Annotated in this window: 24 protein-coding genes, 1 tRNA gene and 1 pseudogene; 12 read left to right on the top strand and 14 right to left on the bottom strand. The window is 65.5% G+C overall.

The annotated features are described in order from the left end of the window. Positions 1–43 precede the first annotated feature (43 nt). Positions 44–757, top strand: a complete 714-nt coding sequence (locus OG876_RS07685; RefSeq protein WP_328524083.1) for a DUF4389 domain-containing protein — start codon at positions 44–46, stop codon at positions 755–757. A 27-nt stretch (positions 758–784) separates the two neighbouring features. Here the strand turns inward: OG876_RS07685 and OG876_RS07680 are convergent, their stop codons facing one another. After that, positions 785–1054 carry a hypothetical protein gene (locus OG876_RS07680; RefSeq protein ID WP_328524082.1) on the bottom strand — a complete coding sequence of 90 codons (270 nt, stop codon included), beginning with the start codon at positions 1052–1054 and terminating at the stop codon, positions 785–787. A 74-nt stretch (positions 1055–1128) separates the two neighbouring features. Next, positions 1129–1917, bottom strand: a complete 789-nt coding sequence (locus OG876_RS07675; RefSeq protein WP_442914110.1) for a DUF4386 domain-containing protein — start codon at positions 1915–1917, stop codon at positions 1129–1131. Between the two features lie 206 nt (positions 1918–2123). Here OG876_RS07675 and OG876_RS07670 point away from each other — a divergent pair, with 206 nt between their 5' ends. After that, positions 2124–2618 (top strand): DUF1269 domain-containing protein, encoded by a 495-nt coding sequence (locus OG876_RS07670; protein ID WP_328524080.1) that lies wholly within the window; start codon positions 2124–2126, stop codon positions 2616–2618. A 103-nt stretch (positions 2619–2721) separates the two neighbouring features. Here OG876_RS07670 and OG876_RS07665 read toward each other — a convergent pair whose 3' ends face one another. Together OG876_RS07665 and OG876_RS07660 are read right to left on the bottom strand one after the other, a co-directional pair. Continuing rightward, on the bottom strand, positions 2722–3852 hold the full coding sequence (locus tag OG876_RS07665) for a serine hydrolase domain-containing protein (RefSeq protein WP_328524079.1): 1131 nt from the start codon (positions 3850–3852) through the stop codon (positions 2722–2724). Between the two features lie 65 nt (positions 3853–3917). Beyond that, positions 3918–6926, bottom strand: a complete 3009-nt coding sequence (locus OG876_RS07660; RefSeq protein WP_328524078.1) for a ricin-type beta-trefoil lectin domain protein — start codon at positions 6924–6926, stop codon at positions 3918–3920. A 189-nt stretch (positions 6927–7115) separates the two neighbouring features. Between OG876_RS07660 and OG876_RS07655 the strand changes: the two genes are divergently transcribed. Beyond that, positions 7116–8018 carry a GIY-YIG nuclease family protein gene (locus tag OG876_RS07655; RefSeq protein WP_328524077.1) on the top strand — a complete coding sequence of 301 codons (903 nt, stop codon included), beginning with the start codon at positions 7116–7118 and terminating at the stop codon, positions 8016–8018. Between the two features lie 11 nt (positions 8019–8029). Next, positions 8030–8593 (top strand): SecDF P1 head subdomain-containing protein, encoded by a 564-nt coding sequence (locus OG876_RS07650; RefSeq protein WP_328524076.1) that lies wholly within the window; start codon positions 8030–8032, stop codon positions 8591–8593. Positions 8594–8619: 26 nt separating this feature from the next. Here OG876_RS07650 and OG876_RS07645 read toward each other — a convergent pair whose 3' ends face one another. After that, entirely contained in the window at positions 8620–9360 is a 741-nt protein-coding gene (locus OG876_RS07645; RefSeq protein WP_328524075.1) for a TrmH family RNA methyltransferase, read from the bottom strand. A 91-nt stretch (positions 9361–9451) separates the two neighbouring features. On the opposite strand from OG876_RS07645, the gene OG876_RS07640 reads away from it, so the two are divergent. Beyond that, positions 9452–10720: an ABC transporter ATP-binding protein gene (locus OG876_RS07640; protein ID WP_328524074.1), complete on the top strand. Its 1269-nt coding sequence runs from the start codon at positions 9452–9454 to the stop codon at positions 10718–10720. 82 nt (positions 10721–10802) lie between these two features. On the opposite strand, the gene OG876_RS07635 is transcribed toward OG876_RS07640, so the two are convergent. Further along, on the bottom strand, positions 10803–11480 hold the full coding sequence (locus OG876_RS07635; protein ID WP_328524073.1) for a hypothetical protein: 678 nt from the start codon (positions 11478–11480) through the stop codon (positions 10803–10805). A 56-nt stretch (positions 11481–11536) separates the two neighbouring features. Here OG876_RS07635 and OG876_RS43980 point away from each other — a divergent pair. Both OG876_RS43980 and OG876_RS07630 read left to right on the top strand, forming a co-directional pair. After that, positions 11537–12454, top strand: a pseudogene (locus tag OG876_RS43980) (helix-turn-helix domain-containing protein); the annotation flags it as partial. 157 nt (positions 12455–12611) lie between these two features. Further along, entirely contained in the window at positions 12612–13052 is a 441-nt protein-coding gene (locus OG876_RS07630) for a hypothetical protein (protein WP_328524072.1), read from the top strand. Positions 13053–13089: 37 nt separating this feature from the next. Here the strand turns inward: OG876_RS07630 and OG876_RS07625 are convergent. After that, positions 13090–13161 (bottom strand) — tRNA-OTHER (locus tag OG876_RS07625). A gap of 34 nt (positions 13162–13195) precedes the next feature. Between OG876_RS07625 and OG876_RS07620 the strand changes: the two genes are divergently transcribed. From OG876_RS07620 to OG876_RS07610, 3 genes are all read left to right on the top strand, one after another. Beyond that, on the top strand, positions 13196–13696 hold the full coding sequence (locus OG876_RS07620; RefSeq protein WP_328524071.1) for a transposase: 501 nt from the start codon (positions 13196–13198) through the stop codon (positions 13694–13696). Continuing rightward, complete coding sequence (locus tag OG876_RS07615) at positions 13686–14333, top strand: transposase (protein WP_328524070.1); 648 nt, start codon at positions 13686–13688, stop codon at positions 14331–14333. Before OG876_RS07620 ends, OG876_RS07615 begins: the two co-directional genes overlap by 11 nt. A gap of 969 nt (positions 14334–15302) precedes the next feature. Next, positions 15303–15584 carry a hypothetical protein gene (locus tag OG876_RS07610; protein WP_328524069.1) on the top strand — a complete coding sequence of 94 codons (282 nt, stop codon included), beginning with the start codon at positions 15303–15305 and terminating at the stop codon, positions 15582–15584. 2 nt (positions 15585–15586) lie between these two features. On the opposite strand, the gene OG876_RS07605 is transcribed toward OG876_RS07610, so the two are convergent. Genes OG876_RS07605 through OG876_RS07595 form a run of 3 tightly spaced genes read right to left on the bottom strand, consistent with a single transcriptional unit; the run spans position 15587 to position 17386 of the window. Further along, positions 15587–16276 (bottom strand): methyltransferase, encoded by a 690-nt coding sequence (locus OG876_RS07605; protein WP_328524068.1) that lies wholly within the window; start codon positions 16274–16276, stop codon positions 15587–15589. Further along, complete coding sequence (locus tag OG876_RS07600) at positions 16273–16542, bottom strand: hypothetical protein (protein ID WP_328524067.1); 270 nt, start codon at positions 16540–16542, stop codon at positions 16273–16275. Before OG876_RS07600 ends, OG876_RS07605 begins: the two co-directional genes overlap by 4 nt. Positions 16543–16579: 37 nt before the next feature. Next, complete coding sequence (locus tag OG876_RS07595; RefSeq protein ID WP_328524066.1) at positions 16580–17386, bottom strand: hypothetical protein; 807 nt, start codon at positions 17384–17386, stop codon at positions 16580–16582. Positions 17387–17997: 611 nt separating this feature from the next. Here OG876_RS07595 and OG876_RS07590 point away from each other — a divergent pair. Further along, on the top strand, positions 17998–18984 hold the full coding sequence (locus tag OG876_RS07590) for an IS481 family transposase (protein ID WP_328521197.1): 987 nt from the start codon (positions 17998–18000) through the stop codon (positions 18982–18984). 378 nt (positions 18985–19362) lie between these two features. Here OG876_RS07590 and OG876_RS07585 read toward each other — a convergent pair whose 3' ends face one another. From OG876_RS07585 to OG876_RS07570, 3 genes are all read right to left on the bottom strand, one after another. Further along, complete coding sequence (locus OG876_RS07585; protein WP_328526868.1) at positions 19363–19695, bottom strand: DUF3883 domain-containing protein; 333 nt, start codon at positions 19693–19695, stop codon at positions 19363–19365. Position 19696: 1 nt separating this feature from the next. Continuing rightward, the gene (locus OG876_RS07580) at positions 19697–20320 is read right to left on the bottom strand and encodes a hypothetical protein (protein WP_328524065.1); all 624 of its coding nucleotides are present in this window, start codon (positions 20318–20320) and stop codon (positions 19697–19699) included. A gap of 472 nt (positions 20321–20792) precedes the next feature. Beyond that, positions 20793–22163, bottom strand: coding sequence for a helicase-related protein (locus OG876_RS07570; protein ID WP_442914162.1), 1371 nt, complete (start codon positions 22161–22163; stop codon positions 20793–20795). 1050 nt (positions 22164–23213) lie between these two features. Between OG876_RS07570 and OG876_RS07565 the strand changes: the two genes are divergently transcribed. Then, the gene (locus OG876_RS07565; RefSeq protein ID WP_328524064.1) at positions 23214–23933 is read left to right on the top strand and encodes an AfsR/SARP family transcriptional regulator; all 720 of its coding nucleotides are present in this window, start codon (positions 23214–23216) and stop codon (positions 23931–23933) included. Between the two features lie 219 nt (positions 23934–24152). On the opposite strand, the gene OG876_RS07560 is transcribed toward OG876_RS07565, so the two are convergent. Beyond that, positions 24153–24530 carry a hypothetical protein gene (locus tag OG876_RS07560; RefSeq protein WP_328524063.1) on the bottom strand — a complete coding sequence of 126 codons (378 nt, stop codon included), beginning with the start codon at positions 24528–24530 and terminating at the stop codon, positions 24153–24155. Positions 24531–25209: the final 679 nt, after the last annotated feature.

Here is a 25209-nt window from a genome sequence, read left to right as displayed (position 1 = left end):
GAGATGGTTGTTTGTGGCAACATCTGTGACTTATCCCGTGCACGTGAACGCCACGCTGGATCCGAAGTTGTCCAGGTGGCTGTGGCTGGTCAAGTGGATCCTGGTGATCCCGCACTACGTCGTACTGGCGTTCTTGTGGCTCGGTTTCCTGATCGTGTCGATCATCGCGTTCTTCGCGATCCTCTTCACCGCTCGCTATCCACGCGCGATCTTCGACTACAACGTCGGTGTGATGCGGTGGTCCTGGCGAGTGACGTACTACGCCTACGGCGCGCTCGGAACGGACCGGTACCCGCCGTTCACCCTGAAGGAGGTCGAGGACTATCCCGCGCACCTGGCGGTCGACTACCCGGCGCACCTGTCCCGCGGCCTGGTCCTGGTGAAGTGGTGGCTGCTGGCCATCCCGCACTACATCATCGTCGGGATCTTCCTCGGCGGTGGCGCATGGGCCGTGAACCGGACCGAAAGCTGGCAGTGGACCGTCAGTGGTGGCGGCGGTCTGGTCGGCGTCCTGGTGGCCATCTCCGCGGTGATTCTCCTGTTCACGGGCGCCTATCCAGGGTCGCTGTACGACTTCATCCTCGGAATGAACCGGTGGGCCTTGCGCGTCGCTGGTTATGCGGCCCTGATGACCGACGTCTATCCGCCCTTCCGCCTCGACCAAGGCGGCAGCGACCCCACGCTGGTCGTCCCGCCGGCCTCGGGCGACGCACCCACGCCGACCGGTACGACGGAGACCGGAGACGTACTGCGATAAACCTGCCGCACGGCGGGCGGTCCGGCGTTACGACAGCTTGCGACGCAGGCGGAGTTCGTCGCGGATCGCCCGCGGGACGGGGAGCCGGTAGCCCTCCAGGGCTTTGGCGTAGGCGAGGAGCGATGCGGCGAGCCGGCCGGAGTCGCTGCGGAAGGTGTCGTCCCGGCGTCCCGCGCTGCGGGCCAGTCGATCGGCCGCGCGGGCGGACCGGACCTCGGCGAGCAGGTGCGCAAGGTCGAGATCGGCTGCCGAGCGGTACTGGATCCCGGGCCTGTCGGCTTGTGGTCGGACGGACATCAGGCATCGCCTCACAGGCCCTGCCGGTTCCTGACAGACCGCCTGGAATGCCATCGTTCCGGAATTAACCAAGTCTACCCCTCCGCGCCAACCCCCGCCGCCGGTCGCCGAAGCAGCAGGAGGACGCCGAGCACGATCAGCCAGATCGCCCAGAGGTAGCTGCCAAGCAGACCGCCCAGGTCCCAAACCGGGAATCCGGAGACCGCCGTGGAGAGGATGTCTCCCTGGTTGACCAGATACAGCGCGCTCGCGAGAAGACCCAACCAGCCGACCCAACCCGGCATGACCTGGGCGCGCAGGATGACGACGCAGACCACGACCGACCAGATGATGGCCAGGAGTTGCCCGAGGTGCTCGCCCATGAGCGCACCGCCGTACTGGTGCTGAGCGATCCATGCGGCCGCGACCGCCGAACGAGTGCCTTCGTCACCACTCGTGTAGGAGTCTGCCAACGCAGGTACGACGAAGACCCAGCGCAGAAACCCGATCAGCGCCAACAACACCGACGCGGCCCCGAGATAAGTCGCTACTCGCAATGCTGTGTCTCCACGCCGTCCCAAGGCCGTCGGCAGCAGCAGAATCGGCACGGCCAGGAGCGCGTACGTCCAGGCGACCGCGAACCAGGTCCACACCAGACTCGTCCCACCGGACGCGAACTCGGGCAGGACCACATCGGCAGGCTGACGAAGAATGTCGGGCCAGTCGAAGGTCATCGACAACACCGTCGCCGCGACCATGAACGCGAGCGTGGACACAATGAACAAAGTGCCCGTAACTCGAGCCGTCGTGCGCCCACTCCCAGCGACCAAAGGCTCCGCGGCGGGCGCTTCTGTTGTCTCGCTGCTGTGTTGACTGCCAGCCATTGCATCCATGTGACCAACCCCCAACCCAGCATGTGCCTCGAATACGGAGCTGTCCATGCGCGGAGAGCGACGCGAAGAGGAAGAGAGCGTTTGCTGATGGCTCGACCGGCGGTGTGGTGCCGGATCACCCGACTGAGGTGAGGTGATCGTGCGGTCGTGGCGGGAGGCTGGCAGCGAGCACCGGTGCAGGCGATGGGAGACGCACGATGGCGACACTGACCGCGTGGAAGTTCGGGACCTGGGACGGCGCCAACCAGGCGATCGGCACGTTGGAGGCGTTGTCGAAGCAGGGATTGATCAAGCTGCACGACGCCGCGTCGGTGTCGTGGCAGCCGGAGACGAGGAGGCCGAGGACCCGGCAGTTGCGCAACTTCACCGGAGTCGGTGCGCTGGGCGGCATGTTCTGGGGGATGCTGTTCGGGATGATCTTCCTGATGCCGCTCGCCGGCGCCGCCATCGGGGCCGCATCGGGTGCCCTCGCGGGATCGCTGGCCGATGTCGGGATCGACGACGACTTCATCAAGGCCGCCCGCGATCAGATCACGCCCGGCACCTCTGCGTTGTTCCTGATGTCGAGCGACGCGGTCCGGGACAAGATCAAGGAAACCTTCGACGCGACGGGGCTGCAGAAGCCGCAGCTCATCCAGTCGAACCTGTCGACCGAGCAGGAGGAGGCGCTGCGGGAGATGTTCGCCGGCTAGCGGGAAACCCCCGTCCGGCAACCCCTTTCGGAGCAGACCGAAACCGTGCGCGACGGGCCGAAATCGGCTCCGGCCCGCACAACCGCGGGTCGGAGCCGGTCTGTCAGCCCAAGCAGTCGCGTACGGCGGTGATCAGGCGGTTGGCCCGGGCATCACCGTGGCCGACCATGCGGTTGGCGACGTACCCGAAACCGACGCCGTACTCGTCGTCGCCGAAGGCGAACTGCCCGCCGGCTCCGTCGTTCCCGAAGCTTCGCGCACCCAGCAGCGGCCGGAAGGTCGCGGAGTCGAGCAGGTAGCCCGAGCCCCAGCGCGCGCCGGCGTCGAAGCCGAGGAAGCCCTGTCCCGACGACACCTCCCGGACCGCATCCGTCACGGTGTCGGCCGTCAGCAGCCGCGCACTCCCGTCGATACCTGTCACGGCTGCCGCATAGAGCCCGGCAAGGCCGGTCGCCGACGCCACCGCGCCGGCACCGGGAAGCTCCATTCCCAGCAGGGCGGGATCGTTCCAGCCGTGCGGTACGTCGAGACCCGGGAAGACCAGCGCGCCGTTCATCGTCACGATCCGCGTGAGCAGATGCTCGGGACCCGGCATCGGCGGTCGTCCTTCGGCCTCGGTCAGCCGGGCCAGTGATCCCAGTTCGTCAACGGGCAGACCGATCCACGCCCGCAGCCCCAGCGGATCGCCCACGACGGAACGGAAGTACGCGCCCGGCCGCAGCCCGGTGATCCGGCGGACCACCTCGCCGAGGACGAAACCGAACACATGACCGTGGTACTCGTACGACGTCCCCGGCTCCCACAGCGGCTTCTGCGCCTCGATCGCCGCGATCACCGGTGTCCAGGCCGCGATCTCCTCGAAGGACAGCGTCTGGTCGAGCACCGGGATCCCGGCCCGGTGCCCGAGCACCATCCGGGCGGTGATCTTCTCCTTGCCAGCAGCAACAAACGAGGGCCAGTACGCGCCGATCGGCGCATCGAGGTCGAGCCGCCCCTCCTGGGCGAGCAGGTGGACGACCAGGCTCACCAGCCCTTTGGCACAAGAGAACACGGGGACGACGGTCTCGCGGTCCCATTGTCGTCCAGGAGCGGCCTCGCCGTCCCACAACTCGACGACCTTGCGGCCACCGACGTACACCGTGACCGCCGCACCGAGCTCGGGGAACAGGTCGAAATTCTCCGCGAAGGTGTCGGCGACCGCGCCGAATCCCTCGTCCACCCAGCCGCTGTCCATGATCTCCGTCCTTCGGTCCAAGGCGGAGTCACTGTATGTCGCGGAGTTCGGCACCAACGACTGATTTACGGCAGCACCCACTTCTGGTTCGTCCCGCCGTTGCAGGTGTAGATGATCAGCTTGGTGCCGTTCGCACTCGAAGCACCGGACGCGTCGAGACACAGTCCGGACGCGGCGTTGAGCAGCGTGCCGTCCGACCGTGGCGTCCACTTCTGCCCGGGACTGCCGTTACACGTCCACAGCACCGCGGCGGTCTTGATCGCCGTACCGCGAGCGTCCAGGCACTTACCGAGCGAACGCAGGGTGCCGTCATCCGAGGACGGCGTCCACTGCTGGTTCGCCACACCCTTGCAGGTGTAGAGCGTGGTCGGCGTGCCGTCGGCGGTTGCGGCTTGGTAGATGTCGACGCACTTCCCGGCGATACCGGTGACCGGACCGGTGTCCTGGAACACCCCGAACTCCCACAGCGAGTAGTAGCTCCCGGCCACACCACGGGCCGTCGCGTTGATCCGCACGTACCTCGCGTAGTTGGGGCTGAAAACGATGCTGTCGGTGCCACCGTCCCCAGTGGTAGTCGACGACACGGTCTTCCAGGTCCGCCCGCTCCCGGAGACCTGGATCTGGTACGCCTTCCCGTACGCCGTCGACAGCCAGTTGAGCAGCACCCGGTTGACCAGCTGGACCGACCCGAGATCGACCCGGAACCACTGCGGATCGGTGCGAGCGCTCGACCACGCGGTCGCCATCGAACCGTCGACCGCCTTCGACGCCTCCCGCCCGGCGAGGTAGACGCTCGACGCCAGCGCCGGGTGGCCGCGGGCGAGATTGCGCTTCGGTACGTACGTCGCCGTGTAGGTGGCTGGTGTTGCCGGCGCGACGAAGTTGTGGGTGCGTGCGCCGCCGTCGGACCAGGACGCGAACCGGTACAGCTGATTCGCGGGCGCCTGCAGTTGCTCCGCGGACAGTGATCCGCTCGACCCGACGATCGTCGTACCGGTCCAAGGAGCCTTCGCGGTCTTGGCGAGGTAGGTCAGCTGCAGTCCGGCCGGCTGGGTCGCGAACGTGAGCCCGACCGTCTTCGGATCCAGCCGCACACTCTTGGTGTCGGTCAGTCCACTGGCATCCGTGGCGGTCAGCTTGAGTTCGAGGTACGACGGATACTCGTGATCGGGCGCGGTGAACGTGCCGCTCGAGCCGGTCACCGCGGTGATCTGATGCGAGTGGCAGTCGCTCGGACAGTGGTGCATGATCAGCGCCCAGCTCAGCGCCGAGGCGGGCAGCGTGCCTTGCTCCGGATCGGTGGCCGAGCCGGCGAAGGTGATCTTGTCGCCGACCTTCCACGTCGTCGCAGGTCCGGGCAAGGTGATCAGCGCCGTCGGTGCCGTGTTGGCGACATTGATCTGGGTCGAGGTCGCGCCGGTGGTATGGCCGTCGGACACCTTCAGGCGCGCGGTCACGGTGCCGCTGGTGGTGTACGTGTGCTGCACGGTCGCCGCGGTCGAGTCGTCGTACTGGCCGTCGCCGTCGAGGTCCCAGGCGTACGTCAGCGCGTCGCCATCGGCGTCGTTGGAGGCGGTCCCGTCGAACGTCACGGTCAGCGGTGTCGGGCCGCTGGACGGGTCGGCGTTGATCACCGCGGTGGGCGGGTTGTTCGTGGCGTCGTAGACGTACCGCATGATCCGGCCGTTGTCGTAGTCGACCGCGAACAGGTCACCACCCGGTCCGCTCTGCAGTCTCGTGGATCCGTAGCCAGACGCGAACTGCACGATCTTCGCCGGATCCGGAAGTCCGTTGGAGCCCGGCATCATCGCCCACACACACTTGCGGCTGTAGTCGGCGAAGAACAGCGCACCGTCGTACTCGGGCGGGTAGTTTCCGCCCCGGTAGAACGACATCCCGGAGATCGACGAGCTGCCGACACTGCAGGTCTCATTCGTGACGATGTGATCGGCGTGGTTGTAGGTGTAGTACGGCGAGGCCACCGCGGACGTACCGGCGGTGTACAGGTTCTCGCAAATGTTCAGGTTGGCCGCGTCGAACCCGGGCATCCGGCCGGCGCCTTCGTAACAGGGCCAGCCGAAGTTGGTGACGCCCGCGGTCGGATTGACGACCCGGTCGATCTCCTCCCAGGTCTTCTGGCCGACGTCGCCGATCCAGATCTCGTTGGTGCCCGGGCGGAAGTCGAAGCGCATCGGGTTGCGCAGACCGTGCGCCACGATCCGCCGGGTGTTCAGGTCGGTGCTGCTCAGGGCGGGGTTGCCAGGCGCGGCCTGGCCGGTGTCGGGGTCGATGCGGATCAGCGATCCGTCCAGGCCGGCCGGATCGCCACCGGTGCGGATGTCCTGGGACCGTAGCGAGCCGCCTTCGGCGGTCGGCGGCGTGAGCGTCGCGCCGACAGGCGCCGGCCCATCGCCGCAAGCGTTGTCGGGAGTGACGTCCGAGGCCGGGAAGCTGTCCTGGCCGTAGTCGGTGTAGTTGAAGCTGGCACCGTCACCACCGCCGGCGTAGAGCATGCCGTCAGGCCCGAACTCGATCGAGCCGATCGAGTGACTCGGAAAGATCTGACACCAGTCTTCGACGAGCACCTGTTCGGCGCCGGTGCCGTTGATGACCGACAGTCGCGCACTGGCCTGGCAGCCGTCGCTCGTCGGGCCGGGCGGCGACGGACACGGGTCGTCGGTCGTGTCCGGCGTACCCCACTTGGGCGTCGGTCCACCGATCAGGCCGTCGTGCGTGTACAGCACGTAAATGCGTGGATCCGCAGGGAAGTCGGGGTGCAAGGCGAGACCGAGAAGTCCACGATCCCAATAGTTGTAGACCTCCGTGCGGAGATCGGCGTACACACTCGGCGTCGGATCGTCGAGCGAGTCGAAGACCTTGATCAGGCCGCTCTTCTCGGCGACGAACACCCGGCCGTCCGGCGAGAACGCGACGTTCGTCGGATTGACCAGCCCGCTGAACACGGTCTGCTCGGTGAAGCCGGTCGGCGTGACCGCGGCCCGTGCCGGTTCGATCGCGACCAGTGGCGTCAACAAGAGAACACACAGCACGGACAGGACGCGACGCACCCACATGGCGGTAAACCTCATCAAGCCCCCAGGCCCACAACCCCGGCGCCCGGCCTCACTTACCCCTGCGAGCACTCGAAGTGGCCGCCAGCATGACCATGTCGCCGTCCTCGGCGCAAGACCGGATATCCATTCGTTTCAAACACTCCACGGGTTGGTCGACACGCAGTCAGTCGGTGCATGCACACTGTGGTCATGAGGCGTGATGTGCGGCAGTTACCGGCCGAAGCGGGGGTGTACCGCTTCCGTGACGAGACCGGGAAAGTGCTGTATATCGGACGGGCCCGTAACCTCCGCCGGCGCGTCCAGTCGTACTGGAACCACCTCGGCGACCGGCCGCGGCTCGCGCGGATGGTACGGCGGATCGCCCGCGTGGAAGGGGTTTGGTGCGACTCCGAGCACGAGGCCGCCTGGCTGGAACGCAACTTGCTCGAGCATTCCAAGCCGCGGTGGAACCGGACCGAGGGCGGAGCGGAGGTGGTCGGCTACATCCGGTTCGACGACGGATCCAAGCCTGGGCTGCGCTTCGAGCACACGGTGAGTGGGACCGCGCCACACTTCGGGCCGTACCTCGGTGGGCTGCGGATCCGGCAGGCGATCTCCGGTCTGCATCGCGTGCTGCCGTTGCAGTACACGGTCGAAGGCGACGGCTCGGCGCAGGAGTTCGGCCGGCTGTTCGGGATCGGGCCGGGGGACCGTGCTGCGCTGGCTCGGACCGCGATCGCCGTACTCGAAAGGGATCCGGCCGCGGTGGCCGCGCTGCGCGACGAGTTGGTCCGGCGGCGGGATCGGGCGGCCGGCGAGCTCCGGTTCGAGTTCGCGGCGAAGGTGCAGGACGAGCTCGCGGCGCTCGAGTGGATCGTCGCCGAGCAGAAGGTCGCTTGGCTCGAACCTCGCGACGCGGACGTGTACGGCTGGGCGGACGGCGTACTCGTGCACTTCCAGGTCCGCGGCGGGCGAATGCGCACCTGGACGCAGCGCGCGGTGTCGGAGGCGACGGCTCGCGATCGGGTGGCGGCGACGCCGGTCCTGTGGCAGTCGTTTGCCCAACGCAACGCCGAGCTTGCAGTCCGGCTGCGTGACTCGATGAGTGCATAGCATCGGCTGTCATGACGCAGCCCTCGTTTCCGGAGTACCAGCCAACGAGTCAGCGCCGTGGTCCTGCGGTGCTGGTCGGCGTACTCGTGCTCGTGCTGGTCGCGGTGGTGGTGGCTGGGGTGGTCGTCGTACTGCGCCTTGTCGACGACAAGCCGGCGGCGGCCGCGACTCCGCGGGCGGTTGAGTTCCGGCGAGTGCTGACGGCCGCGCAAGGCACCTGCGCCAGCCCGCTGCCGAAGGGGATCGTCTGCGATCCGAACGGCATGCGCTACACCGTCGGCAAGGTCGAACTCGACGGCAGCCACGTCTCCGAGGTCAAGGCGGCGCAGTCGCCCGACCAGCCCGGCTGGTACATCACTCTGACCCTCGATGAGCAGGGCACCCGGGTCTTCGCCGCGCTAACCAATCAGCTGGCCGCCCTGCAACCGCCGAAGAATCAGTTGGCGATCGTGGTCGGCGGCCAGGTCGCGGCGGCTCCGACGGTCACGTCCGCCATCACCGCCGGCAAGGTCCAGATCAGCGGCAACTACAGCAAGAAGGACGCCGAAGCCCTGGCAAGCCAGATCACCGGCTGACCGCTGCGCGGCTCAGCGGTTGAGGTTCAGCGGTTGGTGACTTCGAAGGCGACGACCGCTGCGGCCACGGCGACGTTCAGCGACTCGACCCCGGCGTGCAGCGGGATCTGCAGGTCGGAGTCGGTGGCGACCGTGATGCCGTTGGTCTCGCCGCCGAGCACGTAGACGGCGCGCGGCGCGAGGTCGGCCTTGAACAGCGAGTCCTGGGAGCGGGCCGACAGACCGTAGACGTGATAGCCGGCCGTGCGGAGCAGATCGACGGCCGTCTTCGCGGTCGAGGTGTTCACGATCGGCGCCTGGAACGCAACCCCGGCAGATGCCTTGATCACGAGCGGCCCGACATGCGGCGTACCGGCTCGGGGCAGGATCACGCCGTCGAACCCGGCGCCGGTCGCCGTACGCAGGATCATGCCGACGTTGCCCGGGTTGGTGACGCCGTCCAGCAGGAAGACGTTCGTCGGCCGCTTGCCGCGTTCGCGCAGGAACTCCTCCAGCGGGGTCATCCGCGGCGCGTCGACGTCCGCGACCACACCCTGGTCGTGCTTCCCGTTCCCTGCCAGCCACTTCACCCGGCTGGCGGTTGCGCGCTCAACCGGCGTGCCGTACTTCTCCGCGGCCCGCAGGATCTCCTGCATCGACTGCCCGGTCGCGTTGTCCGCCAGGACCACCTTCGCCACCGACAGCCCGGGATCATGCAGCGCCTCGAGCACCGGCTTCCGCCCGTACACCGTGATCCACTTGTCCCGCGGCGACTTCCTCGATTCCACCCGCCTACGGTACGCCGTGCCGCCGGAGGCACTGGACAAGATGCGGGTGGAACGGTGTACTCGGTCCCCATCGACCTCTCGGAGGGGGCACATGCCGGGGATTCGGCTGGACTCGGTGTCCAAGGTGTACGACGGGGACCATCTCGCGGTGGACGAGTTGTCCCTCGAGGTGGCGGACGGCGAGTTCATGGTGCTGCTCGGGCCGTCCGGCTGCGGCAAGTCGACCGTACTGCGGATGATCGCGGGCCTGGAGCCGATCACGGCCGGCGACCTGTGGTTCGGCCGGACCCACGCGAATCGGCTGCAGCCCAAGGACCGCGGCGTCGCGATGGTCTTCGAGAACGGCGCCCTGTACCCGAACCGCACGGTCCGCGAGAACATCATGTTCCCGCTGCTGGTCGCGGGGGAGGAGCCGGCCGAGGCGAGCGTCAAGGCCGCCGAGCTCGCCCGGATCCTCGGCATCGAGAACGCGATCGACCAGCTCCCGTGGACCCTGTCCGGCGGCCAGCGCCAGCGGGTCGCGATCGGCCGGGCGATCGTCCGCCGGCCGGAGATCTTCCTGATGGACGAGCCGCTGTCGAATCTCGACGCGACGATGCGCACCGAGCTCCGCCAGGAGATCGGTGCCATGAGCAAGGACCTGAAGGCGACCACGGTCTACGTCACCCACGACCACGTCGAGGCGTTCACGCTCGCCGACCGGATCGCGATCATGCGCAACGGCCGGATCGAGGACGCCGGCACCCCCGAGCAGGTCTACGCCGACCCGGGCACCGCGTTCGTCGCAGGCTTCCTGGGTACGCCGAGGATCAACCTGATCTCCGCGGTTGTCCGCGTCACCGCCCACCACCGCGTAGCTCTCGACTTCGGCACCCAGTCCATCTCCCTGCCCCCGGTCGACCGCAGATCCCTGATCCTCAGCCACCACGACGGCGCCACGGTCATCGTCGGCATCCGCCCCGACGCCCTGACCCTCACCCCCACCACCGAAACCGACAACTGGCTCACCGGCCGCCTCCGCGCCCTCGAATTCCACGGCAACCAATGGTTCGCCTTCATAGAATCCGACCTCAACCTCGTGAACCCCGACCTGGTCGGCCAACCACCTCCCACCCTCCCCACCACCCTCGTCGCACCCCCCACCCCCCACCGCCGCTCCCTCCGATCCCCCCGCCGCCCCCAACCCCCCGAACCCCCGCCCTGCACCCCCACCCACCGCCGGTCCGACCTCATAGTCCAACTAGACGCCCCGACCTCCCTACGCCCCCCAACCCCCATCCGGGCAGCCGTAGACCCCACCCGCCTACACCTCTTCACCCAATCCGGCCACCAAGTAGCCCGCCGCCCCCGCAAGCCCTAACCCACCGCATACGGCCCAAGCGGCGCCCTAATCCCATACTCCTCAACCACAAGCCTCGGGCTCGGCGGCGTGCAGCGTCGTCTCAGCCGTCGATCGGTTTGCCGTGCCAGTAGGTGGTGCGAGATGTGACCGCCGCAATCCACCGGTCGCTCTGAGGCACCTTGCCCAGCACGTCACCCAGCACGAGCGGCTCGGCCTCGCACACCTTCGATTCACACCAGACCTCGACCTCACTGAGCGCGCGTTCTCGCTGCTGCTCGTTCGGGTGCGCCTGCGACCACGAGATCCAGCGCCACGCCTCCTCCAACGGACCAGACGGATCGCACGGCCGGCCGCCGGAGCGTTCGAGCTGCGTCACGTCGGCCAGATGCCCGGTCTGTAGCGAGTTCTCGAGGCTGCTCTGGAGGCCGTCCGCGCACCCGTTCGCCTCCATCGCTGCCGTCAGCTTGGCCGCGCCATCCTCGAAGCCACCGGCGAACGACAGCAACGTCGTACGGGTGGATCGGCAGACGTACGGCAGGTAGTACCGGTCCTCGGCGAACCATTGTCCGCCAACGCACTCGTCGTGCCTGGATGAACCCAACTCGTCCAGCCCCGGAACCGCCGCCCGGAGCGCGGCGACCCGCTCAGCATGCACCTCTACCGCTGCCTTCCTGTTCGCGCTGAGCTCAGTGCCGTGATAGTCGGCATCCAGCGGCTTGGGACTGTGACCGCACGCAACAGCCACCAGGACCACACAGCTCATGAGAACGAGTCGCACCCGAAAATTCTCGCCCGCCGGAGGCTCACCCCGAACGCAGCACCGCGCTACCCGTCGTGCACCACCCTGCTCAGTGTCGGGCTCGCTGTTGCCTGCCGGCTCGTTCTACCACCCTGTGCGTGGGGCTGGTCACAGTCCCCAATCACCACTTTCCGCTCGGGTGCGGGCATCGGCCCGAGCAGTCATCCGCGAGCGGCAGCTCGCAAGTTGCCGGCGACAGTCGGAAAGGATGCACCGGCGGCAGCCGGGGGCGGGGGAGGACTTCAGAGCCGGTGAGGGTGTGTTCCGTCAGGACATACCGGACAGGTCTGTCAAGACATGCCGGACTGAATCTGCGGGTTCGAGCAGGCTGCGTTGAGGCTGCGAGTGTGTCCAAAGCCCGGTTGGTGGTCACCGCTATCGATGTCGAGGGTCGTACGGTGGCCGAGGTGGTTGCCGCGTACGGCGTGTCCCGCTCATGGGTCTACGAACCGCTGGCCCGTTACCGTGCGGAGGGGCAGGCGGCGTTCGATCCGCGATCACGCCGGCCCAACACCAGCCCCACCGCCACGCCACAGCCGACCGTCGATCTGATCATCAAGGTCCGCAAGCAGCTGGTCGAGTCCGGTCTGGACGACGGCCCGGACGCCATCGCGTGGCATCTGCGCCACCGCCATCAGGTCACAGTCTCGGTCAGCACTGTCGCTCGCACCCTGACCCGCCGGGGCCTGGTGGTCCCGCAGCCGAAGAAGCGACCTAAGAGTTCCTACCTGCGGTTCGAGGCCGAGCAGCCCAACGAGACCTGGCAATTGGACTTCACTCACTACCCACTGACCGACGGCACCGACACCGAGACCGTCACCTGGCTCGACGACCACTCCCGCTACGCCCTGCACGTCTCACCGCACCTGCACATCACCGGCCGGATCGTGCTCGCCACCTTCACCGAAACCGCAGCCCTGCACGGCTATCCAGCCTCCGTGCTCACCGACAGCGGCCTCGTCTACACCACCCGCTTCGCCGGCGGCCGCAGCGGCCGTAACAGCCGCAACGGGTTGGAGACCGAACTACGCCGACTCCACATCGTCCAGAAGAACTCCCGCCCCGAACCACCCCACCACCTGCGTCAAGGTCGAACGGTTCCAGCAGACGATGAAGAAGGGGCTGGCCGCTCAACCCGACCAGCCCGCCACTCTCGACCAGCTCCAAGCCCGCATCGACACCTTCGTCGACACCTACAACCACACCTGGCCCCACCGGTCGCTACCGCACCGCGCGACCCCGGCCACCGCCTACCAGGCCCGTCCCAAAGCAGGACCCAGCAGCGACCGGAGCACCGACACCCACCACCGCGTACTCCACGACATCGCCGACCCAGCCGGCAAACTCACCCTGCGCCGCGCCGGACGACTCCACCACATCAGTATCGGCACCGAACACGCCCGAACCCCAGTCCTCAAGCTCGTCGACGACCTCCACATCCGCATCGTCAACGCCGCCACCGGCGAACTCCTCCGCGAGCTCACCCTCGACTACCAACCCCTCGGCAGACCCCCAGGACCACCCAAAAAACAAAAACCGGACCCCAGTTAGGGGTCCGGTCTGTCCGGGATCTCCTGAGATCACAGAGAGCCGGTGAGGGGACTCGAACCCCTAACCACCGCTTTGCCGTCGGCGCCGCGTCAAATGTCGCAACACTGGCCAAATATGCCCGTGACCGGCGGAACGTTCGGAGATTGGTTGTCATCGGATCGCGTCGTCGAGCATCGTTTGCCGTTCAAAGCGGTCAGTGGTCTCCGGATCTCGGATCTGTAATCGCGAACCGATCCGCCTGGGACTGCCCCGTTTTGACGGACATCCGAGGTCGGGAGCTTGCGCTCGGGAAGGATGTTCATCATGGAGTCGATGGGCAAGAAGAAGCGCAGCCTCGTCGTTCGTTCACGCCTGAGTTCAAGGTCGAGATCGTCGAGCTGTGTCAGCGCGGTGACCGGTCGGTGGGTCAGGTTGCGAAGGACCTCGGCCTGACCGAGACCGCGGTGCGGGAGTGGCTGAGGCAGGCCGAACGCGACGCCGGCATCTGTGACGGCGGGTTGACCAGCAGCGAGAAAGACGAGCTCGCGCAGTTGCGGCGGGAGAACCGCCGGCTGCGCAAGGACGTCGAGATCCTCAAGCGGGGAGGCTGTCCCTCCAAGCTGGAGGCAACGCAAGCGGGTTCGCCCTCGGCTGGTGGGTCGTAGCCAAGGAGAATCGTTGCGTGGCTTAAACCTCACGCGGGTGGATCGTGAGCAGTTGATGTTGATGCCGCCCTCGGTGGCGGACTGGTTGCCCGAGGGCCATCTGGCGTGGTTCGTGCTGGATGTGGTGGCTGAGCTTGATCTGTCCGTCAGATTCCCTGGCCGGGTACCGTGCCGATGGCCGGGTGGGGCTGCTTACGACCCGGAGGTGCTGCTCGGTCTGCTCATCTACTCCTGCTGCGTGGGAGAACGGTCCAGCCGCAGGATCGAGAAGCCGCTGGCGAGGACGTGTGTATTCCGGGTTGTGGCGGCCAATCAGCAGCCCGATCACGCCCCGATCGCCCGGTTCCGCGCCACCCATGAGACCGCGATCGCGGAGGTGTTCGGTCAGGTCTTGTCGCTGGGTGCTCGTGCCGGGCTGCTGCGTCCGGGACTGATCGCGATCGACGGCACCAACTTGTGTGCGAACGCCTCGTGCGAGGCCAACCGCACGGCGATGCAGATCGCTGAGGAGATCCCTGCCGAGGCGGCCGCGACGGATGCAGCCGAGGACGCAACCGCTGACCAGGACCGGGACGGGCCTGCCGGTGAGTTGCGTGGGCGTGCGGTCGCCGGCCCGGTTACGTGCTCTGCTCGATGAGCTTGAGGCCGACGCGGCGGACAAGTGGTACCAGACGCACATGGCCAGACGCGCGGATATCGAGGCGGCGACCGGTAAACCGATCCACGGACGGCGGCCCTCGCCGACCGCGGCGACGCACAGGTCACGCCGGGAGGCCAACGTAACCGACCCGGACAGCAGGACGCTCAAGACCAAGGATGGCTACCTGGAGGCCTACCTACAACGCCCAAGCGGTCGCGACCGAGCAGTAGTTCGTGGTTGCAGCCGAGGTCACCAACCAGGCCAACGACGCCCGGCCTACGCGCCAACGATCACCGCCGCGACGAGGAACCTCCGCACCGCCGGCGAGAAACGACGGGCACGCAGGGTTCGTCGCGGACGCGGGCTACTGGAGCACCGACAACGTCAACTTCAAAGGCGTGGAGTCCTTCATCGCTCCCGGGAACCCAAGCGGATCGGCGAGACCCCGACACAACGCACCGAGATCCTTCAACGCGTCGAAGCCGGCGAGATCGATCCCAACATCTGGGCGCGCCCCCCCGAGTTGGGTCAACTTAGTGCGCACCCTGAGCGGCTTCTTGCACCGCGGCTGATGCAGATCTCGGCCTCGATCGCGCGTGCGGGACCCGGGTAGAGCCGGGCATACCGCGTGTCGTCTTGAACTTCGAGCGCGGAGACCGCCAGCGTAGGCCTCGGATCTCGAGCGGCTCGCCTGACACCCGGTTGAGGGCGACCTGGCTGCACCGATGGTTGCTCGGGGCAACTATCGACACTAGCGGTGATCGGCCTTGATCAGCAGAATCGCGCCGCGATTAGTGCGCAAATTCGCGACCAGCTCATCGCAAACCTGCAGGTCAGCGCACGCCCGGCTCGCGCCCGCACGAACGTGACCCAAGTCAGGTCCCAACACGTGGGCGTGACCCGAGCCCGGGTGAACCAGCTGCTCTGGCGACGCCGTGGCGGAGACCCGACCCATTGACCACCACGATGATCGCCAAGCTCAACATCCCACGAGGCGGCAAGACCTACAAGAAGAGGGCCGCGATCATCGAACCTGTCCGCGCCCAGATCAAGCACGACCGCAAGATCCGCGACCTCTCACGACGCAGCCTGGCCGCCGTGGACAGCGAATGGAAGCGATCTGCCACAACCTGCTCAATGTCTACCGGCTTACCTGACCGGCGCGGCCGGATTCCGATCCAGCAGCTGGGCAGCCCTCAGATCGAACGGCTCAGGATTCGTTCGGTCTACAGACCGTGGCCTCGCTGACGCTATGCATGCCGGATAAGGTGCACCCTGTATGTCTCGTGCTCGTACTCATCTTTGGTTTGCAGCGTAGCGACCATGCCGTGCTTGGTGCACATCCGATCGAGATCTACGCTGGCGCGATCGAGCACGTCTGACGTCACCAGGTAGCAACGTCCTGACTCAGCGAGGAAGGTCGGCAGACGGCGGACGAAGTCCGTCGTGGCGCGCAGCCCAGGATCGAAGATGGCGCCACGGAGCGGCCCGCGAGAATCGCCCGGCAATAGAGGTGGGTTCGCAATCACCAGATCAAACGACTCGTCGACCGCTAACACCTCTTCCGCTGTGCCGTAACGAACGTCGACGACCCGTTCAACGCCGTTGCGGATGGCGTTCTGGCGCGCGCACCTTACCGACACGAGCTCATTGTCGAACGCGACTACATCCGACGAGCCGTGCAGGGCAGCCTCGATCGCAAATGCTCCGCTGCCTGTGAAGGCGTCGAGAACTCTTTCGTGAGACCGATACTCGACTTCGCGTTGGAGCAGGGGGGAGACCCTGGTGAGGGTTGGGCAGAAGACTCCTTCCGCGATCACCAGGTCAGCGAGGCCGAATGTGGTCTGGAAGGGGTAGCTCAGTGCATCATGCTTGTCGATGAGAGCCTGCGCCGGCCCGGCGTCATAGAGGCGATGCAGGCTGGAAGAGCCTGGCTTCACTCGCTGTGGTCCCCGCTGCCGTTCTTAGGCGGATCGGGGGGATCGGATTCCTCGCCTGCCGAAGTGGCGGTAGTCTTCCCAAGATAGGGCTCGAGTTCGGGGATAATGGTGCCTGTGCGTTCCTTCATGTCGCCATATAGAGACGCTTTTATCTCCGCTTCTTCCTCCGGCGTCAACGGCTCGTCTTCGATGACTTCGAACCCGAAATCTTCAGGCTTGATCTGTCCTGAGATTTCGCCGGGGAGTGGTCTCGAAATACGAAGCATAACTCTTTCCATTCTGAAACAAGAGGGTCATGTTTGACTAGATAAAGTCACCAACGGTTAACGCAAGGTCGCGGAGGTTGATCAGGTATAGCTGTTGATTACCAATCCGTGGATTGGAATCCTTCACGCTGATCGTCACGACACCAATAGCTTCGCCGGATCTCTGATCTTTGACGACTTTACTTACCACCTGGCCATAAAGCTTTGCGAGCCTGTTGGCATCGGCCAGAGAGAGGTTGTGTGTGATCCCGGGCCCCTTGTTCTCCCACTCCTTCTCGGTTGCTGAGTCCAGCGCTTCCTTATATTCCCGGTCGGATGTTCGCAGTTTTAGGGTGTCGCCGCGGTCGTTATTCAAGAGGCATACACCGATGAGGCCTTTGCCCATTCGGAAAGGCACGCCGCTCGGCGGCTCTTTGACGAGACCGATTGCCGCCAGACGTTGAAGCTTCGGGCGGATCTTGAACCAAGCGAGCCAAGTCAGTCTCCGCCATTTGACGAGTTCGCGGAGGCGCATGCGGATCGAGTGGGGAAAGAGCCGGCGATACCACGGAGGCACTCCCCAGACGTGGACGCGGATGCTGAGAATGTCCTCGGATACCGGCCGACTGTCACACAGCCGGATGAGGGTCTGCTGGGCGAGGCGCTCGGCATGCTCCTTGCGCTGATCTCTGGGAGTTGACAGCCACTTCTGAACGCCGTTGAGACGCTGCACACCGACGGCTGCGGCCAGGATCAGCGTTGTCGCGAACTGTGTGGTGTCCCCCTCAGCTGTAGTGCTGCCCCGAATGCTCAGAATGGCGGCGCCTACAACAATGATGAATGCACCAAGTACAGCTAGCCTCACGTTGTCCCCCTGATCCCGAACACCTGTCTGCGCAGGCTGGGAACGGAGATGGAGGGTTCGCGGGCGATTCGGCGCCAGCGCCAGTCTCCCTTGCCTGGCACAAGCATCATCGCGCTCATGTGCGGCTGCGTTACACCCTGTGAGATCATGCTCGTTAATCAAGTGATTGCTTGATTCTAACTCACGTGAAACGCCGTCTCGGTGGCAGCGCGCGTTGGTGACGCAACGTACGGACACGCGCTGCCTCCAATCAACTCCGGCCCATAGCTACAACTACACTGTGTCGAAGTTGGTCAACACAAAATGACCACAATGTCATATCATTGCGATCACAAGCATAGTGTTCTGGTCCATGAATCCACAGGCGAAAGGCCGATCGACGCGACCGCAGAGGTCTGAGCTAAGTGGTCGTAGACCGGCACAGCTGGCGCATGGCTGGGGGCGCGCCGTTGCACTTCCCGCCCCCAGCCCGCAAAGCTCGCTGTGGCCGCAGACGGCCGGCTAACTGTTGTGACCCAGCAGGTTGTTGACGGCGTGGTGGCTTGATCGTGGGAGGACCTCCGGGCGGAGTGGATGTGTCTGACGCATCGACTTCGACCACGGAGGTCCTCATGGCCCACGCTAATGCCCGGACAAACTTGTTTGGTCGCAGGCTGATCGTTGAGCGGGTCGCGGCCGGGTGGCCGCCGGCGCAGGTGGCCGAGCAGCTGGGCATTTCGCGGGCCACGGTGCACAAGTGGCTGCGCCGCTACCGACAGGCCGGAGACGCGGGCCTGGTCGACCGGTCGTCGCGGCCGCGACGCTCACCGAACCGGCTGCCGGCCCGGACCGAGCAGTCGGTACTGGCCGCGCGCCGGCACCGCCGCCGCGGCGCGGTCGTGCTGGCCGCCGAGCTTGGCCTGAACCCATCCACCGTGGGCCGGGTCCTGTCCCGCCACCAGGTTCCGCACCTGGCCACACTCGACCCGATCACCGGCCAGCCAGTCCGTTCACCACGCCACTCCCAGATCCGCTACGAATACGACCGCCCCGGCGCGATGATCCACGTCGACGTGAAGAAACTCGCCCGGGTCCCGGCCGGAGGGGGCTGGCGCCTGCGCGGCGCCGAGGCCACCGTCGCCCACAAGCACAAGAAGACCCTGATCGGCTACGACTACGTCCACACCGCCATCGACGACCACACCCGCCTGGCCTACTCCGAAGTACTGCCCGACGAACGCGACCCAACCTGCGCCGTGTTCCTGCACCGCGCCCTGACCTGGTTCACCACCCACGGCATCACCGTCGAACGCGTTCTCACCGACAACGCCATGGTCTACCGACGCGGCCACGGCTGGGCCGCCACCTGCACCACCTGGCACCTCAAACGCCGCTACACCCGACCCCGCTGCCCCTGGACCAACGGCAAAGCAGAACGCTTCAACCGCACCCTGCTCACCGAATGGGCCTACGCCCAACCCTGGACCAGCAACACCGACCGCAACCAAGCCCTCGACAACTTCCTCGACCACTACAACAATCGACGCGGCCACTCCGCCCTCGCAGGCAAACCACCCATCACCCGGCTCAACCCGCGTCAACAACCTCGCGGGTCATAACAGCTAACCCAAGGCTAGTCGAGCTCCTGCGGTCGTACGAGCCGACGGCTGTGATCAACTGCTCAGGAGCTGTACGAGGTACCGCTGGCGAGATGATGCGAGCCATTGTCGCAAGCGTTCACAGTCTCATGTCGGCGACCTGGGTCGCAGCTCGAGAGGCGAGGATTGTGCAACTGGGGTCCTCCGCCGAATACGGCGAGTCCCTTGGTCGATCATGAGAGTCTCCTCTGGCTCCTGTAGTGCGCGAACCTCGAGTGCGGAATGACCATTGACAAGTGTGGAGGTCGCCGGCCGGGTCGCCGGGCCTGGTCGTCCCAACTAACACGCGCGGTGTCCTGATGCCTTGCCGGCCGACCCTGACCTTCTCTGCCTTCAGAGTCAGAAGGGTGTCTTGCCCTTGGTCCATGACCTGGCCCAGTCGCAACGGATACCAGTGGCTTCGAAGTCACCGAGGTCTGTCGTCGCGAATGGGTTCTCGATGTAGCGAACCTCGTCATATTGCGCGCCTCGATGGTCGACCCGAACCAGTGCCAAGCGGTAGTGCGGGACCGCGTTTTTGCCGGTGATGACCTCGCTGTGGGTGACGAAGAATTCTTCTCCGCCACCGGTACCGGCTTTCACCTCGATGCGGTAGGTGTCGCCGTTTGGGGCGGTGGAGAGGATGTCGAAGCCGTTGTGGTTGCCGACCTGCTCGACGGGTTCGCGCCCTATCTCACGCTCGCAGGCGAGGACCAGGTCGATACCGCGGCGTTCGATTTCCCGTGTCTCCCCTGGCGTGGATCGGGGTCGCAGTGGACAGTTGGTCTTCGAACATCGCGATCGGGAGAACGAGAGCCGCAGCCAGCAAGAGCGGCGGTTTGGTGGACATCAGGGCTTGCTGGTCAAGCAACTCCAGGCGCCGGCGCAGTCTGTGATCGAGTTCGACAGCTTTGCGATTGAGACTGTCGGCAGATTCCTTCGGCCGCTCGCCCGCACGCTCCTTCTCGGACGCAACTCGGGCATCGAGGACGAGACGCTCTCGCTCCCCTTCGAGTCGCTTGACGACGAGTTCGCGGGTCTTCGCGAGCTCAGCGGCACGCCGGGGCCGGACCTCGGCGAGATATCCAGGCAACTGGTTGGTGATGATCCAGCTCATCGCCTTGTCCTCAGCGTCCGCCAACCAGGGAAGCGACCGGGCTGCGGAGAGGGTCGGGCTGTCGGGAGCCGCGAGGCAATCCAGGTAGGGCGCCGGGCCGGCTGGCGTGACAGTGCCGAGACTGTCGACGTAAACGTAGCCGAATCGTCGGGACACGGTCTCGCCGGTACCGTCGGCGACCTCTTCGATGACACCGACCATGAGATGCGGCTCCTTGACGGTCGGCGACACAAGCACCGTGCCGGAGTTCGGCGCCGGCCGAACTGGCGGGTGGCTTCGTCCATCACGGCGTCGTGGAGAGGATGGCCGGGAGCCAGCAAGTCGGCCCGAGACATGCCGTCGGGCTGGACGTACGGTAGGTCGAAGGTGACACGGTCGTAGCGAGTCGCGACGGGACCGTACGTGCTGGCCCGGACGTGCGCGGGCACATTGGCGATCTCACAGCGTCCCGCCTCCCGCCGGGCAATGCGTCCATCAAGCCGTGTGAACGCCGCTCTGAAGGCCAGCTCGATGTAGTGAGGCTGAAGGCTGCGAGCGCGTGCTTCGTCCATCGCTGACCTCAGCGCCGTGAGATCGGCAACGGACAAATGCTCCGATGCGGGAGCGCGCTCCTCCAGCAGCTCCTTCAGTCCGTCGCCGACGGACTGATCAATGATCTCGCGCATCTTGGCCCTCACGTCAGCACGTTCGCCGTACTGGATGGCATCCAGCAGCAGAGTGCGTAGTGGGGTCTCTGTGAACGCCTCACCGAGGACGTCGAAGACCTTGCCGCCGTACGCCTTTCGCTGCTCCTCGATCTTTTCGAGCAGTCGGTTGAAGACCTGCCCCCTCGCGAGTGTTCGCTGCGACGATATTCCACAGGCGGCAGACTTCCGCCTGGCCGATACGGTGGATCCGGCCGAAGCGCTGTTCGATGCGGTTCGGGTTCCATGGCAGGTCGTAGTTGACCATCAGGTGCGGCCTGGAGGTTCAGGCCCTCGCCGGCGGCGTCAGTGGCGATCAGGATCTGGCAGTCGCGATTCTTGGTGAAGTCTTCGGTGATCTGCCGCCGGTCGCCACGCCGCACGCCACCGTGTATCGCCTTGACGGCGTTGGGGCTGCCGATCAACGAGCTGATACGTGCACGCAGGTATTCGAGGGTGTCCCGGTGTTCTGTGAAGATGATGAACTTGCGCGGCCAGCCATTGCTGTCAGTTGTGAGCGCATGGTCTCGGAGAATCGTCGACAGCTCGGTCCACTTGCGGTCTGCGCCGAGATCGCGGACCTGTTTGGCGACATCGGTGAGGTCGCTCAGCTCGAGCAGCTCTGCATCGAGTTCCGCAACCGTCTGGGCTGCCGTGGCGGCATCGAGCAGTTCCTCCTCGAGCTCTTCGATCTCTTCTGCGTTGAACTCGCCAGCATCGATGTTGTCCAGGTCGACACTCGGCTCATCGTCGGTGTAGGTGCCGTCGAGAATGCCCTGCTTCTTGCGCAGGAGCCGCTCCGACCGCCGTACGAGACTTCTGTAGATGGCCTCCGGGCTCGACGCAAGGCGTCGTTGGAGGACGGTCAGAGCGAAACCCACGGTGTTCTTGCGCTTGCCGCCGACCCGGTCGGCACGGTTCATCCCCTCGCGGACACATGCGGTGACCTGCTCGTACAGTTCGTACTCCAGCGCGGTCAGCTCGTACGGAACGGTCTCGGCGATCCGCTCGGGGAACAGTTTCCTGCCCTCGAACGTGAGTAGGTCCTCCTTGATCATGGGGCGCATGATCCCGCTCGTGTCGGCGGTGGTCTTGTTCTTGCCCTCGAAGCGGTCCCGGTCGAGCAGTGTGAGGAAGAGCTGGAAATCCTCTTCCTTGCCCGAATGCGGCGTCGCAGTCATCAGGAGAAGGTGCCTGGTGATCTCCCCGAGCAGTTCGCCCAACTGGAATCGCTTGGTCTTCTGGAGTTTGCCGCCGAAGAAGTGGGCGCCCATGCGGTGGGCCTCGTCGACGATCACCAGGTCCCATTCGGACTCGCGGAGCTGGGCCCGCAGTTGCTCGTTGCGAGACAGCTGGTCCATACGAGCGATCAGCAGCGGGTTGGTCTCGAAGACGTTGAGGTTGACGTTCGAGTCGATGAGTTGGTTGGTGAGCAGGTCGAAGCGGAGGCCGAACTTGAAGAACAATTCGTCCTGCCACTGTACCGATACGGCTCCTTGTCACCCGGACGATGGAGGGGGCCACAAAGCCGACGTACCTCGGTCGGACTTCTTCGGCACCACCAAGATGCCGCCGAACCAGGTCGGCCGCGAACGCCTCACCCTCAGGCAGAGCCTTGCTGCGCTGGGGCTCGACTACGTCGACACCTGTGGCTGATCCACTGACCGTCCGGTGCCTACCCGGGAATGACCAGCTGGCCCGGGTTCATCCGAGCGCGCGACGAAGGACTGCTCCGGGCAATCGGCGTCAGCTGCTGCTCGATCGATCGGATCGACGCCCTGCGCGACGCGAAGGGGTCTATACAGCCGTGAACCAGCTCCAGTCGGCACACCCGACTGCGACACGCCTTCGCCGCCGCGATACGCGAGCGAGGCATCCTCAGCGCCCATATCCCCCTCCGCAGCACGACCACACCACACCGTTCGCACAAGATCGCCGACGACCACGCCTGCTGAGTCCCCGAGATAGTCCTCCGCTGGAGCTTCCACCACGACGCAGCCGTCCCCGTGAAGTCCGCCCATCCCACCGCTGACCCAGAACCTGCAGTCTTCGGCTTCACCCCCCACCCCTCACCTCAACGAAATCGACAACATCGGAGCCATGGTTGAAACAGCGGTGCGATCCTCATTCAAGTAGTTGCTCTTCGGTTAGATGATGATCAGAACCTTTTAAGCATGCGTCGGGGCGGCTGACTCCGGCAACTTAAGCAATCGTTGGAATGCGTGCTGAAGGTGTGTCGGGCAACTCGCTATAGCGGAGAACCGGATGGGCGAGAATAAAGTCTGGGTGGAACCGTTTGGTCCTTGGCGCGCGTGGTTTAGCCATGCCAGAGTGGAAGGTGGCCTGGCAGCCGGTCGTCATTGCTTGGCACAGCCGGGCCCATCAGGGGGTTATGGGCAGGGGGCTGCGCGATGGAAGGACTACGTCTGCATTTGCTCGGGCGCTTTACTTGCGGGCGCGCCGGCCGTGCCATTGAGTTGCCGCTGAGCACGCAGCGCCTGACTGCATTCCTTGGCCTCCGCGGGCCTTCGCACCGGAGCCTGATAGCCGGGTCGTTGTGGCCCGAGGTGCCCGAACCGCAAGCACTGGCCAGTCTGCGTACCGGCGTCTGGCGGATGAATCGGCTGGCACCGGGCGTGCTCGAGATCGTCGGCGATGGCCTCTGCCTGTCGCCCACCACGTCGGTGGACAGCGCGGCCCAGGAGCGGGTCGTCGACGAAGTGTTGGGCTCGCACATGGTGGACGGTTCAACTCTGCGAGTGCTGTGTCAGCCTGAGCTACTGTCCGGGTGGTACGACGACTGGGTGATGTGGGAGCGGGTGAGACTCAGCCAGCTTCGTCTCCGCGCTCTGGAGGTTGCGGCCCGGCTCTTTGTCGAGAGCGGTCAGTTCGATGTCGCCCTGCGGCTCGCCCTCGAGGCTGTGCGCGCGGAGCCCTTGCGCGAGACCGCGCATGGCGTGCTGATGTCGGTGTACCTCGCAGAGGGCAATGTGTCCGATGCGATCCATCAGTATCGAGTGTTCCGCGACCTGCTGTTCCGCGAGCTGGGGCTGGAGCCTTCGCCGCGGCTGACCCAGCTTCTGCCGCAGGCGAGGGGCGTTGACAGCATCGTGACGGTGTCAGGCGGATGACTGTCTTGTGGACGCCGAGGACTTCGGGCCGGCGGGTCTGATCGTCGTCGGGCTCTGGATCGAACCGGGGGATCGCGTATGCATGCGCGTCACGAGTTCAACCACGCTGCGCCAGGGGGCGGTAAGCACAGTTGTCGTCACCAGCCGGGCAGAGGTGTTGGCGTTGGTCGAGAGTTGGCTGGACGCACTGACCCCGGCCGGCCGGTGACGGCTGGGCGGTCAGGCGGACAGGTGTGCCCTAACCGACCGGTCCGCGTTCAGTTGCAGCCTGCAACTGAACGCGGAGACCGTGTCGCAGTTGTCCCAATCGAGTTCGCCGTCGCGTTGGTCGTGGACGGCCTGCAGTATGACGTCGGTGCCGTCATCGAAGGTTGCCATGGATCTTTCAGGACAGTCGATGCCGGGAGGAGTGCTGACCACTCGGAACTCATCCGTCGACGTATCGATGGTTACTGAGAGGGAGTGGCGCTGCGCCGATCCTCCCGTGCCGGTGCCGACGAGCTTCAGTGGGGTGCCGCAATCCGGCAGTGGGATGTTCTGCTGAATGACCAATGTTGCGTTTCGGTCGCCAATTGCAGAAAGACTGAACTCGACCATCAGTTTGCAACTCTCCTCTGGAGCGAGTGGCCAGTTGTCCAGGCACTCGTCGTCGCCGACCTTGAAGTCGTTTCTCGAAGATCCCGCTCTTCCTGACCCTGGTCATGTCCAACGCCGACCAGCCAATGCTCGTGATCGTGACGTTGTCGCAGGTGATCGTTGCGCCGACGTCCGCCGAGCCGCAGTTCAGCGTGCCGGGCGGGTCGAGTGCGATGGCTAGACGCTTCTTCGTTGCCGCGCCGATAGTCTGAGTCGCTCGCGCCTGATACGTCCGGTCGCCGGCCCGCTCCACCCCTTCCGTTAGTTTGAGGCAGTCCAGCACAAATCTGCGGTGCGACAGTGGTGTTCTCCTCGCGTGCTCGTTTGTAGGCTGCATTGAAGGTCAGCATGGCCGCGCGGGGCAGAGTGGCCCCGGCGCCGATCTCTTCCGACCAGCTTCCCCCTTCCGCTCAGTGCATCCGACATGGGCAACCGCGTTGCACGGCAAGCATTTTCCTTTGTATTCCTCCAGGTCTTCGGAGCGGCTTTGCTTCTCATTGCCAACACGTACCGAGGGCGATTGCGACACGTAAGATAGAAAGCAGCATTGCGCAAGTCCCGCGGAGCTTCCTGGTTGGTTCCATCGACGTCTCATGTACCTTCTCGCGTGAGGATCCTGCCTGATGCGAGATCGATCGTC

The sequence above is a fragment of the Kribbella sp. NBC_00359 genome (genome assembly GCF_036097425.1).
In the GTDB taxonomy this organism is placed as follows: Bacteria; Actinomycetota; Actinomycetes; order Propionibacteriales; family Kribbellaceae; genus Kribbella.
This window is presented reverse-complemented; position numbering and strand designations above follow the sequence as displayed.

What these genes read in the sequence shown, in the direction of transcription:
- OG876_RS07680 (WP_328524082.1), bottom strand. Translation starts at nt 1,054, where the DNA reads ATGTCCGTCCGACCACAAGCCGACAGGCCCGGGATCCAGTACCGCTCG.
- OG876_RS07675 (WP_442914110.1), bottom strand. Translation starts at nt 1,917, where the DNA reads ATGGCTGGCAGTCAACACAGCAGCGAGACAACAGAAGCGCCCGCCGCG.
- OG876_RS07670 (WP_328524080.1), top strand. Translation starts at nt 2,124, where the DNA reads ATGGCGACACTGACCGCGTGGAAGTTCGGGACCTGGGACGGCGCCAAC.
- OG876_RS07665 (WP_328524079.1), bottom strand. Translation starts at nt 3,852, where the DNA reads ATGGACAGCGGCTGGGTGGACGAGGGATTCGGCGCGGTCGCCGACACC.
- OG876_RS07660 (WP_328524078.1), bottom strand. Translation starts at nt 6,926, where the DNA reads ATGTGGGTGCGTCGCGTCCTGTCCGTGCTGTGTGTTCTCTTGTTGACG.
- OG876_RS07655 (WP_328524077.1), top strand. Translation starts at nt 7,116, where the DNA reads ATGAGGCGTGATGTGCGGCAGTTACCGGCCGAAGCGGGGGTGTACCGC.
- OG876_RS07650 (WP_328524076.1), top strand. Translation starts at nt 8,030, where the DNA reads ATGACGCAGCCCTCGTTTCCGGAGTACCAGCCAACGAGTCAGCGCCGT.
- OG876_RS07640 (WP_328524074.1), top strand. Translation starts at nt 9,452, where the DNA reads ATGCCGGGGATTCGGCTGGACTCGGTGTCCAAGGTGTACGACGGGGAC.
- OG876_RS07630 (WP_328524072.1), top strand. Translation starts at nt 12,612, where the DNA reads ATGAAGAAGGGGCTGGCCGCTCAACCCGACCAGCCCGCCACTCTCGAC.
- OG876_RS07610 (WP_328524069.1), top strand. Translation starts at nt 15,303, where the DNA reads ATGATCGCCAAGCTCAACATCCCACGAGGCGGCAAGACCTACAAGAAG.
- OG876_RS07600 (WP_328524067.1), bottom strand. Translation starts at nt 16,542, where the DNA reads ATGCTTCGTATTTCGAGACCACTCCCCGGCGAAATCTCAGGACAGATC.
- OG876_RS07590 (WP_328521197.1), top strand. Translation starts at nt 17,998, where the DNA reads ATGGCCCACGCTAATGCCCGGACAAACTTGTTTGGTCGCAGGCTGATC.
- OG876_RS07580 (WP_328524065.1), bottom strand. Translation starts at nt 20,320, where the DNA reads ATGGTCGGTGTCATCGAAGAGGTCGCCGACGGTACCGGCGAGACCGTG.
- OG876_RS07570 (WP_442914162.1), bottom strand. Translation starts at nt 22,163, where the DNA reads ATGGACCAGCTGTCTCGCAACGAGCAACTGCGGGCCCAGCTCCGCGAG.
- OG876_RS07565 (WP_328524064.1), top strand. Translation starts at nt 23,214, where the DNA reads ATGGAAGGACTACGTCTGCATTTGCTCGGGCGCTTTACTTGCGGGCGC.
- OG876_RS07560 (WP_328524063.1), bottom strand. Translation starts at nt 24,530, where the DNA reads ATGGTCGAGTTCAGTCTTTCTGCAATTGGCGACCGAAACGCAACATTG.